16 protein-coding genes and 1 riboswitch are annotated in these 12,504 nt (G+C 72.7%); of the genes, 11 read left to right on the forward strand and 5 right to left on the reverse strand.

Features of this window, described 5'->3' with window-relative positions; all coding sequences use genetic code 11:
- Nucleotides 1-70 precede the first annotated feature (70 nt).
- The 5 genes from E1262_RS10365 (at nt 71) to E1262_RS10385 (ending at nt 3,841) form a co-directional block, all read left to right on the forward strand.
- Nucleotides 71-508: a hypothetical protein gene (locus E1262_RS10365; protein ID WP_119659106.1), complete on the forward strand. Its 438-nt coding sequence runs from the start codon at nt 71-73 to the stop codon at nt 506-508.
- Between the two features lie 12 nt (nt 509-520).
- Nucleotides 521-1,057 carry a low molecular weight protein-tyrosine-phosphatase gene (locus E1262_RS10370; protein ID WP_132103052.1) on the forward strand — a complete coding sequence of 179 codons (537 nt, stop codon included), beginning with the start codon at nt 521-523 and terminating at the stop codon, nt 1,055-1,057.
- Nucleotides 1,038-1,904 (forward strand): fructosamine kinase family protein, encoded by an 867-nt coding sequence (locus E1262_RS10375; RefSeq protein WP_203453740.1) that lies wholly within the window; start codon nt 1,038-1,040, stop codon nt 1,902-1,904. The genes E1262_RS10370 and E1262_RS10375 overlap by 20 nt, the downstream gene beginning before the upstream one ends.
- 123 nt (nt 1,905-2,027) lie before the next feature.
- The gene (locus tag E1262_RS10380) at nt 2,028-3,065 is read left to right on the forward strand and encodes an ATP-binding cassette domain-containing protein (RefSeq protein ID WP_132103053.1); all 1,038 of its coding nucleotides are present in this window, start codon (nt 2,028-2,030) and stop codon (nt 3,063-3,065) included.
- Nucleotides 3,062-3,841: an ABC transporter permease gene (locus E1262_RS10385; RefSeq protein ID WP_132103054.1), complete on the forward strand. Its 780-nt coding sequence runs from the start codon at nt 3,062-3,064 to the stop codon at nt 3,839-3,841. Before E1262_RS10380 ends, E1262_RS10385 begins: the two co-directional genes overlap by 4 nt.
- Before the next feature lie 12 nt (nt 3,842-3,853).
- Here E1262_RS10385 and E1262_RS10390 read toward each other — a convergent pair whose 3' ends face one another.
- Both E1262_RS10390 and E1262_RS10395 read right to left on the reverse strand, forming a co-directional pair.
- On the reverse strand, nt 3,854-4,516 hold the full coding sequence (locus E1262_RS10390) for an SIMPL domain-containing protein (RefSeq protein ID WP_132103055.1): 663 nt from the start codon (nt 4,514-4,516) through the stop codon (nt 3,854-3,856).
- Nucleotides 4,517-4,521: 5 nt separating this feature from the next.
- Entirely contained in the window at nt 4,522-5,157 is a 636-nt protein-coding gene (locus E1262_RS10395) for a VOC family protein (protein ID WP_132103056.1), read from the reverse strand.
- Between the two features lie 190 nt (nt 5,158-5,347).
- Between E1262_RS10395 and E1262_RS10400 the strand changes: the two genes are divergently transcribed.
- A complete protein-coding gene (locus E1262_RS10400) occupies nt 5,348-5,623 on the forward strand; it encodes a GNAT family N-acetyltransferase (RefSeq protein WP_203453741.1) in 276 nt (91 codons plus the stop codon).
- 60 nt (nt 5,624-5,683) lie between these two features.
- Here the strand turns inward: E1262_RS10400 and thiE are convergent, their stop codons facing one another.
- Nucleotides 5,684-6,352, reverse strand: a complete 669-nt coding sequence (thiE, locus tag E1262_RS10405) for a thiamine phosphate synthase (protein ID WP_132103057.1) — start codon at nt 6,350-6,352, stop codon at nt 5,684-5,686.
- A gap of 42 nt (nt 6,353-6,394) precedes the next feature.
- Nucleotides 6,395-6,499: riboswitch (TPP riboswitch) on the forward strand.
- Between thiE and thiO the strand changes: the two genes are divergently transcribed.
- From thiO to E1262_RS10430, 5 genes are all read left to right on the forward strand, one after another.
- Complete coding sequence (thiO, locus tag E1262_RS10410) at nt 6,490-7,647, forward strand: glycine oxidase ThiO (protein ID WP_132103058.1); 1,158 nt, start codon at nt 6,490-6,492, stop codon at nt 7,645-7,647. Its footprint overlaps the riboswitch before it by 10 nt.
- Nucleotides 7,644-7,868 (forward strand): sulfur carrier protein ThiS, encoded by a 225-nt coding sequence (gene thiS / locus E1262_RS10415; protein ID WP_132103059.1) that lies wholly within the window; start codon nt 7,644-7,646, stop codon nt 7,866-7,868. The genes thiO and thiS overlap by 4 nt, the downstream gene beginning before the upstream one ends.
- A 1-nt stretch (nt 7,869) precedes the next feature.
- The gene (locus E1262_RS10420; RefSeq protein WP_132103060.1) at nt 7,870-8,658 is read left to right on the forward strand and encodes a thiazole synthase; all 789 of its coding nucleotides are present in this window, start codon (nt 7,870-7,872) and stop codon (nt 8,656-8,658) included.
- A 61-nt stretch (nt 8,659-8,719) separates the two neighbouring features.
- Nucleotides 8,720-9,310, forward strand: a complete 591-nt coding sequence (locus tag E1262_RS10425; RefSeq protein WP_132103061.1) for an HAD-IA family hydrolase — start codon at nt 8,720-8,722, stop codon at nt 9,308-9,310.
- Between the two features lie 51 nt (nt 9,311-9,361).
- The gene (locus E1262_RS10430; protein WP_132103062.1) at nt 9,362-9,880 is read left to right on the forward strand and encodes a DinB family protein; all 519 of its coding nucleotides are present in this window, start codon (nt 9,362-9,364) and stop codon (nt 9,878-9,880) included.
- Nucleotides 9,881-9,946: 66 nt separating this feature from the next.
- Here E1262_RS10430 and E1262_RS10435 read toward each other — a convergent pair whose 3' ends face one another.
- Nucleotides 9,947-10,684, reverse strand: a complete 738-nt coding sequence (locus E1262_RS10435) for an alanyl-tRNA editing protein (protein ID WP_132103063.1) — start codon at nt 10,682-10,684, stop codon at nt 9,947-9,949.
- A gap of 319 nt (nt 10,685-11,003) precedes the next feature.
- Nucleotides 11,004-12,470: an NAD-dependent succinate-semialdehyde dehydrogenase gene (locus E1262_RS10440; protein WP_132103064.1), complete on the reverse strand. Its 1,467-nt coding sequence runs from the start codon at nt 12,468-12,470 to the stop codon at nt 11,004-11,006.
- Between the last annotated feature and the right edge of the window lie 34 nt (nt 12,471-12,504).

Genomic DNA, 12,504 nt, shown 5'->3' on the forward strand with positions numbered 1-12,504 from the left:
ATAGGTGCCGTTTCCGGCGGCGCCACGGGGGTTCGTTGTGCCCTGAACTCAGTGTGGGCATGGTGAACATATGACGATCGGCTACGGCCCCGTCGGTTCGGTTCTGACCGAGCAACCTCCTTCGGGCCATCAGCGCGCCCGGCACCCGGAACGCGGCACGTCTCCGTCGCGGCCGGTACCTCTCGCGGTCACCACACCGCCCGGGTACCCGGAACCCGACACCAACCGGCACGCGCTGGTGGGCTCGATGGTCTACGAGGTCGTCTACGACGATCCGAACGGCAATCCGATGCTCGCCTTCGCCGACGGCCAGTGGTTCGACGTCACGTCCTTCGCGCCGCGCCCCGTGTCGGTCCGGCACGCGCTGCGCCGCGACCCTGCTTGGTCCGGTGCCGTCGTGCAGACCATCTGCCTGTGGATGCGCAGCAACCCCAACCACGAGCGGTCCTTCGATCTGGCCACCGAGCTCGCGTTGGCCGTCGGGGAGCTCGCGCGCCAGCGCCGCTGAGGCGCGCGAGCCGTGACCGACCCGAGCACCCCGTACCGCGTCTGCGTCGTCTGCGCCGGGAACATCTGCCGGTCGCCCATCGCCGAGTTCGTGCTGCGCCGGCGCCTCGAGGAGGCCGGCCTCGATGAGCTGGTCACCGTCGACTCCGCGGGCACCGGCGGCTGGCACGCCGGCCAGCAGGCCGACCCGCGCGCGCTCACCGCGCTGCTCGACCACGGCTACGACGGCAGCAGCCACCTGGCCCGGCAGTTCCGTCGCGAGTGGTTCGACGACGTCGACCTGGTGCTGGCCCTCGACCGCGAGAACTTCGCCGACCTCAGCATGCTGGCACCCGACGACGAAGCCCGCGCCAAGGTGCAGCTGCTGCGCAGCTACGACGCCGAGGCCGTGGCCGGCGACGACACCGATGTGCCCGACCCCTACTACGGCGACGGCGCGTCGTTCGAGCAGGTGCTGCTCATGATCGAGCGGGCCGCCGACGGCTTCGTCGCGGCGGTGCGCGAGGAGATCGAGCTGGACGTGCCGGGCGGTGAGCCCAGTCGACAGTGAGCATCTGCACACGCTGCTGGGTACCGCCGTCGAATCGTTCACCCCGGTCGGCGGCGGTTCCATCTGCGAGGCGCGCCGGGCGAGGCTCGACGACGGCCGCACCGTCTTCGTCAAGACCCGCGCCGGAGCGCCGCCCGGCTTCTTCCGAGCCGAGGCGATCGGCCTGGAACGGCTGGCGGCGGCCGGCGACGGCGTCCCAGTCCCGCAGGTGCTCGCGCACGACGAGCGCTGCCTGGTCCTCGAGTGGGTCACGACGGGCGTCCCGTCGGCGGCGGCCGCCGAGCGGTTCGGCCGGGCCCTCGCCGCCACGCACCGCGAGGGCGCCGACGTGTTCGGCTCGGCCGACGGCCCCGGCTGGATCGGCAGCCTCGACCTGCCGCAGGGGCCGTGGGAGCACTGGCCGGACCTGTGGGCGTACGGACGGCTGGAGCCGTACCTGCGCGCGGCCCGCAAGGCCGGCACCGTCGACAAGCGCACCGTCGCCGACGTCGAGAAGGTCATCGCCGAGCTGCCCCGGCTGGCCGGCCCGGCCGAGCCGCCCGCGCTGATCCACGGCGACCTCTGGGCCGGCAACGTGCTCTGGACCGAGACCGGCGCCTACCTCGTCGATCCCGCCGCGCACGGCGGGCACCGCGAGACCGACCTCGCCATGCTCACCCTGTTCGGGCTGCCGCACCTCGACCGCGTGCTCGCCGCGTACGACGAGGCCTGGCCGCTCGCGCCGGGCTGGCGCGAGCGGCTGCCGCTGCACCAGCTGCACCCGGTGCTCGTCCACGCAGTGCTGTTCGGCGGCTCGTACGGCGCCCAGGCCGGCCAGCTGGCCCGCCAGGCGCTGCGGCTGGCGTGAGCCGAGCCGGTTTGCCCTACTTGCCCTCCTCCTGAGGTCGGACACGCACGTTCGGCACCGCGAATGAGCTGGTCCCGGACCGCGACCCGATAGGTTCGCAGCGACCGACCACCCGGGAGAAGCATGATCACGGCTCGAGGGCTCTACAAGCGATACGGCGCGAAGGTCGCCGTCGACCATCTGTCGTTCGAGGTGCGGCCGGGCATGGTGACCGGCTTCCTCGGACCCAACGGCGCCGGCAAGTCCACCACGATGCGGCTGATGCTCGACCTGGACAACGGCGGCGGCGAGACGCTGTTCGACGGGCGCAAGTTCGGCACCATCCACCACCCGATGCGCGAGATCGGCGCGGTGCTGGAGGCCAAGGCGTTCCACCCGACCCGCACCGCGCGCAACCACCTGCGCATGCTGGCCGCCGGCAGCGGCATCCCGTTCTCCCGCGCCGACGAGGTGCTCGAGTTCGTGGGCCTGTCCGAGGTGAAGACCAAGAAGCCGAAGAGCTTCTCCCTCGGCATGGCGCAGCGACTCGGCCTGGCCCAGGCGCTGCTCGGCGACCCGACGACGCTGATCCTCGACGAGCCCGCCAACGGCCTGGACCCGCACGGCATCCACTGGCTGCGCGACGTGCTCAAGTCGCTGGCCCGCGAGGGCCGCACCATCTTCGTCTCCAGCCACCTGCTGTCGGAGATGTCGCTGATGGCCGACCAGCTGGTGGTCATCGGCCGCGGCACGATGATCTACAACGGCGACGTCGACGGCTTCGTCCAGCGGTTCACCCAGTCGAGCGTGCTGGTGCGCAGCCCGCAGGCCGCCCAGCTGGCCGAGGTGCTGCGCCGGGTCGACGGCGTCGCCGTCAGCCAGGCGCCGCAGGACGGGGCGCTGCAGGTCTCCGGCATCGCGACCGCCACGGTCGGCGAGCTCGCGTTCCAGCACAACGTCATGCTGCACGAGCTGGCCACCCAGACAGCGTCGCTCGAGGCTGCGTTCATGTCCGCCACCGGCGAGTCCGAGGAGTACGTCGCCCGCGAGCTGCTCGGCCCGCCCGGCGGCGAGCCCGCCCTCCAGCCCGGTGCGCCCGCCGAGCCCTCGGCCGGACCACCGGCGGCGCCACCCGTCCCGCCGTCCCAGCCCGGCGACACCACCCCCGGAGGTGCCGAATGAGCAGCGCCCTGCGCTTCGAGTGGGTGCGCCTGCGCACCCTGCGGTCGACCTACTGGCTGATCGGCCTCGGCCTGTTGCTCACGGCGGCCATCGCGTTCGGCGTGTCGTTCGCCACCCGCAACGACATCGTCACCGCCGAGGATGCCGGCATCATCGTCACCGGCGGTGCCGAGCTGGCGCCGTTCCTGGCGATCTTCCTGGCCATCATCGGGATCTTCGCCACCGGCCACGAGTACCGGCACGGCACCATCCAGCCGACGCTCACGGCCATCCCGCAGCGCAGCCAGCTGCTGCTGGCGAAGGTGCTCATGGTGGCGCTGACCGCGGCGGTCATCGCCGTCGTCTCGATGGCCATCAACATCGGCATCGGCAGCCTGTACTGGGGGTCGGGGCCCGACCTGGGCGCGGAGCCGCTGAACGAGGTGCTGCCCGGCTACGTCGTCTTCGTGGTGCTGTACGCCGTGCTGGGCGCCGCCCTCGGCCAGCTCTTCCGTGGCGTCCCGTCGGCGCTGGTCATCCTTCTGGTCACGCCGCTGATCGTCGAGACGCTGATCGCCGCGCTGTCGCTGTGGTCGGCCCTCGACTGGCTGCAGCCCGCGCTGAAGTTCCTGCCGTTCAGCGCCGGTGGACGGCTCATCGCCACCACGCCGTACGAGGCCAGCGGCGGCCCCGAGTTCGACTTCTTCGACCGCTGGGCCTCCGGCGGGGTGTTCGCGGCGTTCGTCGCGATCATCCTGGTCGTCGCCTGGTCGCTGTTCAAGAAGCGCGACGCCTGATCGGCGCGGTGGTCAGGCGGCGGTGAAGTCGGCGGTGACGGTCGCCGTCACCTCGATCTGCTCCGGGCGCATCGAGACGACGGGGCCGCCGCCGGAGAGGTCGACCGAGGCCGGGCGAGCGAACCGGACCACTCCGCCGCCCTCGAAGCCCTGCTCGTGCCGCCGCAGCCCGGGCTCGTACAGCGCGGTGACGGTGACGCCGGACAGGCCGAGGGCGGCGGCGTAGACGGCCGCGCGGTCCTGGGCGTCGCGCACGGCCTCGGCCCGCACCTCCCGCTCGACCTCGCGACGGTGCGCCTCGGTGAGCTCCCACTCGACGCCGTCGACGACCACGCCGTCGATGGTGCCCACCTCGGTGACCCAGGCCGACAGGGCGCCGAAGTCGGAGAACCGCACGGCCACGCCGGCCGCCGCCACCTGGAACGTCTCGCTGACGTCGGAGTCGCGCACGTACCGCTGGACGGTGGACACATACAGCTGGTCGGCCGACCACCGAGTGGCCGCTCCCGCCGTCACGTGCCGTTCGGCGTCGGCGGACAGCCGCGCGTGCAGCTCGGCGACCAGCGGGACGACGTCGGCGGACCGGCGCGCCTCGCGAGCGGCCCGCAGGTGGACGGTGCCGCGTTCGGCGGGCAGGAACCGCTGCGCCGTCCCGGCGACGGTGATGGTGACCATGGGGCTCAGACCGTGACCTCTCCGTGGTCGGTACGGAAGCGCACCGACCGCACGCCCGGGCCGCCGTTGGGCGGCAGCCAGCGCACGTCGACATCGTCGAGCGGGTGGTCCTCGGGCTCGCCCAGCCAGGCGGTGACGAAGTGCGGGTCGCCGGCGATGTCGAGGCTGAGCAACACGACGTCGTGGCCGCCCTTTGACGGGTGCTCGGCGGGGTTGGACTCCCAGTGGACGAAGAACGGCAACTGCGGGTCGTTCATCAGGCCCATGACGCCGATCTGCTTCCACACGAGGTCGAAGCCGTCGGGCCGCAGCCGGTGACCGTCGACGGCGGGGCGGCCCAGCCGCTCCTCGATGGGCGCGAGGTCGTCGACGGCGACCACCCAGCCGAGCCAGCCGCCGCCGGCCGCGGACCGGGCCTTGACCGCCTGCCCGAACGGCACCTTGTCGGCGGCGGGATGGTCCAGTGCCGCCACCACCTCGAGGTAGTGCCCACCGGCCAGCGGGAGCACCCGGTTGCGGGTGCCGAACCGTGGATGGATCCCTCCGTCGACGAGCTCCACTCCGAGCTCTGCGGCCAGCCGCTCCGCAGTGGCGTCGAGTCCGTCCGGTCCTGCGGCGTACGAGACGTGGTCCAGGCGCATTCGTGCATCGTGGCAGCCTCCGGACCGGTTTGGCGAGCTGAGCCCGTTCGGCCCGGCCGGCGGTGCGTTACGGTTGCAGATCGGTGATCACTGCGAATCGGGAAGATCGGCACGAAGGGTCACCGGCACCGGTAGAAATGATCAAGCACCATCTGTGGCATCGATCCAGCACCCCTGGAGGCGACTGCGCGTGAGCATCGAGATCACCAGGACCGCCCGCAGCTACGCCGCCTACCTGGACGGAATCCGGGTCGGCGAACTCATCTACACCCGCCGCGACCGCGAGATCGTGGCCCTGCACACCGTGGTCGAAGAGGCGGCCGAGGGCAAGGGGGTCGGCGGCGCGCTGGCTCGTGCCCTGCTCGACGACGCCCGCGAAGGCGGCCTGAAGGTCGTCGCACAGTGCCCGTTCGTGGCCGGCTTCCTCGACCGGCACCCCGAGTACGCAGACCTGCGGGCCGGCTGATCTCCCCTCCCTCGTGGGACTCACCGCCGCCTGGGACCTCGCGGTCGGCGTTGGGCTGAGCTAGTCCCCCAGCGCCGCCCTCAGACGGCGGGCGGCGCGCTGCGGGTCGGCCGCGGCGGTGATGGCCCGGACGACGACCACCCGGCGGGCGCCCGCGTCGACCACCTCGGCGACGGTGCGCTCGTCGATGCCGCCGATGGCGAACCACGGCGTGGCCGGCGCGGCCTCGGCGACCGCCCGGACGGTGTGGACGCCGACCGCCGGCCGGCCCTGCTTGGTGGGGGTCGGCCAGACCGGCCCGACGCAGAAGTAGTCGACGTCGGGGTCGGCCTCGGCGACCGCGGCCTGCTCGACGGAGTGCGTCGACCGTCCGAGCAGCACGTCCGGGCCGAGCAGCCGCCGGCTTGCCGCGACCGGGAGGTCCTCCTGGCCGGTGTGCAGGATCGCCGAGCCGGCCAGCTCCGCGAGATCGGCGCGGTCGTTGACGGCCACCAGGGCGCCGTAGTCCGCCGCGACCTTCGCCATGAGCGGCTGCAGCTCCAGCTCGGTCCGCGCGTCCAGCGTCTTGTCACGCAGTTGGACGATGTCGACGCCGCCGGACAGCGCCGCGTGCAGGAACCGCTCCAGGTCGCCGCGGTCGCGCCGGGCGTCTGTGCACAGGTACAGCCGGGCGTCGGCCAGCCGCCGGCGCCGCCGCGCCGCCGTCGTCGCATCGGGTGCCGTGGTCACAGCCGGAGTCTGCCACGGCCCGCTCAAGGTCGAGGAGTACGGTGGAGGGTGCACGGGAGCCCTGGCGGCAGGGCTGAGAGGGCCAGCAGGCCGACCGTAGAACCTGAACTGGGTCATGCCAGCGGAGGGAGCGCATCGTGAGTGTGGACGTGGCCGTGGTCGGCTGCGGCATCATCGGCGCCGCGGTCGCCTGGCGCCTGTCGCAGCTCGGCCTGACGGTCGTGTGTCTCGACCCGGCGCCGGGCGACGGCGCCACGTACGCGGCCGCGGGCATGCTGGCCGACGTCACCGAGGCGGAGTTCGGCGAAGACCACCTGACGGCGCTGAACGTTGCCTCGGCGCGGGCCTGGCCGGGCTTCGCCGCCGAGCTGAGCCTCGCCTCGGGCATGGACCTGGCGTTCCGCCGCACCGGCACGCTGACCGTCGCCTACGACTCCGGCGACCGGCAGCAGCTGCGCCGGCTGCTCGAGCTGCGCCGCGGCCTCGGGCTGCCGATCGAGGAGATCACGGTCGACGACGCCCGCGGGCTGGAGCCGCTGCTCGGCCCGCGGATCGCCGCCGCCACATGGACGCCGGACGAGCACCAGACCGACCCGCGCCGGGTGCACGCGGCGCTGCTGTCCGTCCTGGCGGACCGGGGCGTGGCGGTGGCCCACCGGCGGGTCGCCGAGCTGAGCCTCACCCCGTCGGGCACCGTCGACGGGGTGGTGGACGATCACGGCACCCGGCACCGCACCGGGTCGGTGGTGCTGGCGGCCGGCTGGGCCAGCCGCGAGCTGGCCCGCGCGCTGCCGGGCCTCGGCGGGGCCCCGACCCGGCCGGTCAAGGGGCAGGTGCTGCGGCTGGACGCGTCCGGACAACCGGGGTTCAGCCTGGGCCGGGTGGTCCGCGGCTTCGTGCAGGCCCGGCCGGTCTATCTCGTGCCGCGGCCGGACGGCGAGGTCGTCGTCGGCGCCACCAGCGAGGAGCAGCCCGACGACCGGCGGGTCACCGCGGGCGGGACGTTCGCGATCCTGCGCGACGCGCGGGCGCTGATCCCCGGCATCGACGAGCTGCCACTGACCGAGCTGACCGCGCGGGCCCGGCCGGGCAGCCCGGACAACCTGCCGCTGATCGGCGATTCCGGCATTCCGGGCCTGCTGCTGGCCACCGGCCACTACCGCAACGGCATCCTGCTCGCGCCGCTCACCGCGTCTGCGCTCGCCGCTCGGTACGGTGCGGGAACGGTGCCCGAGTGGGCGGCGGCCGCCGACCCACGCCGGTTCGCCGCGACTGTGACGGGAGGACCCACATGACCACGGTGGTGACGATCAACGGCGACGTCGTCGCGTTCGACACCGGCGCGACGCTGGGCGACGTCGTGCTGCGCACCATGACCAAACCCGACGGCACGTACAGCGACAGCGGCATCGCCGTCGCCGTCAACCAGATCGTCGTGCCCCGCTCCGACTGGGCAGCCACGCCGCTGCAGCCCGACGACAAGATCGAGATCATCTCCGCCGTCCAAGGAGGCTGACGTGTCCACCGACGACCCCCTCGTCATCGCCGGCGTCGAGCTGTCGTCGCGGCTGATCATGGGCACCGGTGGCGCGCCCAGCCTGCTCGGGCTGGAGGCCGCGCTGTTGGAGTCCGGGACGGAGCTGACGACGGTCGCGCTGCGGCGGGTGCAGGCCGGCGGCGAGGGGTCGGTCTGGGAGCTGCTGCGGCGCAACGGCATCCGCGCGCTGCCGAACACGGCCGGCTGCTTCTCCGCCGCCGAGGCGGTGCTGACGGCGAAGCTGGGCCGCGAGGCGTGCGAGACCGACTGGGTGAAGCTCGAGGTCATCGCCGACGACGTCACGCTGCTGCCGGACCCGGTCGAGCTGGTGTCGGCCGCACGGCAGCTGGTCGACGACGGTTTCACCGTGCTGCCGTACACCAACGACGACCCGATCCTCGCGCGCAAGCTGGCCGACGCAGGCTGCGCCGCGGTGATGCCGCTGGGCGCGCCGATCGGCACCGGTCTGGGGATCCTCAACCCGCGCAACATCGCCGCGATCGTCGCCGACGCGTCGGTGCCGGTGATCCTGGACGCCGGCATCGGCACCGCGTCCGACGCGGCACAGGCGATGGAGCTGGGCTGCGACGGCGTGCTGCTCGCCACGGCGGTCACCCGGGCCGCCGACCCGGTCCGGATGGCGCGGGCGATGCGGCTGGCGGTCGAGGCCGGGCGCGACGCCTACCGCGCCGGCCGGATCCCGCGCCGCGAGGACGCGCTGGCGTCGTCGCCGGTAGATGGCCGGGCCAACCTGGATCTGGCGATCTGACCGTCCCGGGGGTCGGAGTCCGGCTGTCGCCGGATGATCGTTCCTGGCACGATTCGTCCTCATGGGTCTGATCGACGTGCTCCTGCTCGACCTCGACGGCGTGGTACGCCACTACGAGCCCGCGGCGACGGAGGCGATCGAGAGGCGCTGCGGACTGCCACCGGGGAAACTGCACGAGACGGCGTTCGAGCCGCGGTTGCTCCAGTCGGTCGTCACCGGCGGCTTCACCCGCGCGCAGTGGGTCGACCGCGTCGCCCAGACCGTCGGCCCGGTCGCCGCCACCGCCTGGGCGACGCAGCGCCCGTCCGTCGACCGCGAGGTGCTCGGCCTCGTGCGCAGGCTGCGGGTGGCGGGCGTCCGAGTCGGCCTGCTCACCAACGGCACCGACCGCATCGCCGCCGAACTGGCCGAACTGCGCATCGCCGACGACTTCGACCAGGTGTTCAACTCCGCGCAGATCGGCGTGGCCAAACCCGACCTGCGAATCTTCATGCACGTGCTGCGCGTGCTGGGCGTCGAGCGGTCGTCCGTCCTGTTCCTCGACGACTCCGCGGCGAACGTGCGCGGGGCGGGGGCGGTGGGCATGCGGGCGCACCTGTTCACGTCGGCGAGCGACCTCACCGACGCCTGCAAGATGTATCGGCTGATCTGACCGCCGGTGTCGGTGGTGTCCGCTACGGTCTGACGCACGGGGGTGAGGCCCATGACAGACATCGACGGGGTGGTGCCGCTGACGCGGGTCGAGCCGCCGCTGCGGGCAGCCGAGAAGGACGCGCTGGTGCTGCGGCTGGACTTCCTGCGCGAGACGGTGGTCAACAAGGTGGCCGGGCTGAGCACCGCGCAGGCCACTACGGCCTCCGTCCCGCCGAGCACGCTCACCCCGGCCGGCATCGTCCGCCATCTCATGTGCGTGGAGCGGTGGTGGTTCGCGATCGACTTCGCCGCTCTGCCCGACGTGCCGGGGCCCTGGGGCGAGCACGACGCCGGGGGCTTCGACCTCGAGCCCGGCGAGACGCTGGCGTCGGTCGTTCGCACCTATCTCGCCGAGTGCGCCCGGTCCAACGAGGTCATCGCCGCCCACTCCTTCGACGACGTCGCGCGTGGCGAGGGCATGGACTTCGACCTGCGCTACGCCGTCGTCCACCTCATCGAGGAGACCGGGCGGCACTGCGGCCACCTCGACCTCCTCCGCGAGGCCATCGACGGTGCCGTCGGCGAGTGACCGTCAGCCCATGCCTAGATGTCCTGACACCGCCGAGGCGTAACCGACAGGTGTGTCGGTGACAGATCAGTCGACGAGCTTGAGGCGGATGCGGCGGAAGCCGCGGCCCTTGTTCTCGACCTTGGCCACCTCGATACGGCCGATCTGCTTGGTCGACGCGACGTGGGTGCCGCCGTCGGCCTGCAGGTCGAGGCCGCGGATGTCGACCAGGCGGATGTCCTGGAGGTCGGGCGGCAGCAGGTCGGTCGCCGTCTTGACGATGGGGCCGAGGGCGTAGGCCTCGGCGCGGGGCAGCACGCGGACGTCGATGACGCGGTCGGCGGCCACCTCGGCGTTGAGCTTCTCCGTCAGGCTGTCCTTGAACCCGGCCGGCACCTCGGCGAGGTCGAAGTCGAGACGAGCCTGGCCGGGCTCCATGTTGCCGCCGGTCACCGGCACCCCGAAGTCGCGGGCCATGACGCCGCAGAGCACGTGCAGCCCGGAGTGGGTGCGCATCAGCAGGCTGCGCCGCTCGTCGTCCACAGCGCCGCGGACCTGCGTCCCGAGCGGCGGCAGCGGGTCGTCCGGGTCGGGAACGAGCCACAGGTCGTCCCGCGGCCGGACGCCGACGATGCGGGTCCGGACGCCGCCCCAGATCAGGACGCCCTGGTCCGGCGGCTGGCCGCCGCCGCCCGGGTAGAAGGCGGACCGGTCGAGGACCAGGCCCTCCTCCGGATCGCTGGCGAGGACCGTGCAGTCCCACTCGCGCAGCGTCTGGTCGTCGAGCTCGAGCCGGTGAGTACGGCCGTGGTGATCGTGTCGCACCTTCGCGACCGTACTCCCAGCTCCGGACGTCAGGGAAGGCTGATCGCCACGTACTTGGTCTCGAGATACTCCTCGATCCCCTCGGCGCCGCCCTCGCGGCCGAAGCGGGCCTCAGAACTCGCGCGGAATGGGCGAGGCAGGCGTCGGCCCAGAGTCGTTGCACGGTTGCCTGCTGTGACAAGCGCGCTGGAGGTCGTGCGGCCCCGCCCCTTCGTTGATCTTGGAGTTGTTCGGCCATCTATCGGACATATCGCCCCGCAATGGCCGAACAACTCCAAGATCAACGGGGCGAGAGCGTGCAGCTCGCCGGCTCCGGACGTCAGGGAAGGCTGATCGCCACGTACTTGGTCTCGAGATACTCTTCGATCCCCTCGGCGCCGCCCTCGCGGCCGAAGCCGCTGGCCTTGACCCCGCCGAACGGGGCCGCCGGGTTCGAGACGATGCCGGCGTTGAGGCCGACCATGCCGGCCTCGAGGCCCTCGCTGACCCGCAGCGCCCGCTGCAGGTCGCGGGTGAACACGTAGGCGACCAGCCCGTACTCGGTGGCGTTGGCGCGCGCGACGGCCTCCTCGTCGGTGCGGAACGCGGCGACGGGCGCGACCGGGCCGAAGATCTCCTCGGCCAGCAGCCGGGCGTCGTCGGGGACGGCGGCGAGCACGGTGGGCTGGTAGAAGTAGCCGGCGTCGCCGGTGCGGCCGCCGCCAGTGACCACCTTCGCGCCGCGGTCGACGGCGTCGGCGACCAGCTCCTCGACGGTGCCGCGCTGTTTCGCACTGACCAGCGGGCCGACGTCGACGCCGTCGTCGGTGCCGCGGCCGACACGGAGGGCGGCCATGCGTTCGGCCAACCGGTCGGTGAACTCGGCGGCGACGGACTCGTGGACGTGGAAGCGGTTGGCCGCGGTGCACGCCTCGCCGACGTTGCGCATCTTGGCCAGCATGGCGCCGTCGACGGCGGCGTCGAGGTCGGCGTCCTCGAAGACCAGGAACGGCGCGTTACCGCCCAGCTCCATCGAGACGCGGAGCACCTGCTGCGCGGACTGCTCGATGAGCGTGCGGCCGACCGCGGTGGAGCCGGTGAACGAGAGCTTGCGCAGCCGCGGGTCGCGGATGATCGGCTCGGACACCTTGCCGCTGGAGGTGGTCGGGATGACGTTGAGGACGCCGTCGGGCAGGCCGGCCTCGCGCAGGATCTGCGCCAGCGCCAGCATCGACAGCGGCGTCTCGTGCGCCGGCTTGACGACCATGGTGCAGCCGGCCGCGATGGCCGGGGCGATCTTGCGCGTCCCCATGGCCATCGGGAAGTTCCACGGCGTGATGAAGAACGACGGCCCGACCGGCTGCTTCATGGTGAGCAACCGGCTGCCGCCCGCGGGCGCGACGGAGTAGCCGCCGCTGATGCGCACGGCCTCCTCGGAGAACCAGCGCAGGAACTCCGCGGCGTAGAGGATCTCGGCCTTGGACTCCTTGACCGCCTTGCCCATCTCCAGCGTCATGAGCAGCGCGAGGTCGTCGGCGCGCTGCGTGACGAGCTCGAACGCGCGGCGCAACAGTTCGCCGCGCTCGCGCGGCGGGGTGGCCGCCCACGAGGCCTGTGCCTCGGCGGCCGCCGCCAGCGCCGCCTGGCCGTCGTCGACGGTGGCGTCGGCGACGGTGGTGACGACCTCACCCGTGGACGGGTCCTCGACGTCGAACCGCTCGACGGACGACGCGGCCCGCCACTCGCCGCCGATCAGCAGGTCGGTCGGGACCTCGGACACCACGGCACGCTCTCTGTCCGCACTCATGCCTCCATTCCTACCCCGCGGACCGTGCCATGTC

Source organism: Jiangella aurantiaca (assembly GCF_004349105.1).
Classification (GTDB): Bacteria; Actinomycetota; Actinomycetes; order Jiangellales; family Jiangellaceae; genus Jiangella; species Jiangella aurantiaca.

What these genes read in the sequence shown, in the direction of transcription:
- E1262_RS10385 (WP_132103054.1), top strand. Translation starts at nt 3,062, where the DNA reads ATGAGCAGCGCCCTGCGCTTCGAGTGGGTGCGCCTGCGCACCCTGCGG.
- E1262_RS10390 (WP_132103055.1), bottom strand. Translation starts at nt 4,516, where the DNA reads ATGGTCACCATCACCGTCGCCGGGACGGCGCAGCGGTTCCTGCCCGCC.
- E1262_RS10380 (WP_132103053.1), top strand. Translation starts at nt 2,028, where the DNA reads ATGATCACGGCTCGAGGGCTCTACAAGCGATACGGCGCGAAGGTCGCC.
- E1262_RS10440 (WP_132103064.1), bottom strand. Translation starts at nt 12,470, where the DNA reads ATGAGTGCGGACAGAGAGCGTGCCGTGGTGTCCGAGGTCCCGACCGAC.
- E1262_RS10430 (WP_132103062.1), top strand. Translation starts at nt 9,362, where the DNA reads ATGACAGACATCGACGGGGTGGTGCCGCTGACGCGGGTCGAGCCGCCG.
- thiS (WP_132103059.1), top strand. Translation starts at nt 7,644, where the DNA reads ATGACCACGGTGGTGACGATCAACGGCGACGTCGTCGCGTTCGACACC.
- E1262_RS10425 (WP_132103061.1), top strand. Translation starts at nt 8,720, where the DNA reads ATGGGTCTGATCGACGTGCTCCTGCTCGACCTCGACGGCGTGGTACGC.
- E1262_RS10395 (WP_132103056.1), bottom strand. Translation starts at nt 5,157, where the DNA reads ATGCGCCTGGACCACGTCTCGTACGCCGCAGGACCGGACGGACTCGAC.
- E1262_RS10365 (WP_119659106.1), top strand. Translation starts at nt 71, where the DNA reads ATGACGATCGGCTACGGCCCCGTCGGTTCGGTTCTGACCGAGCAACCT.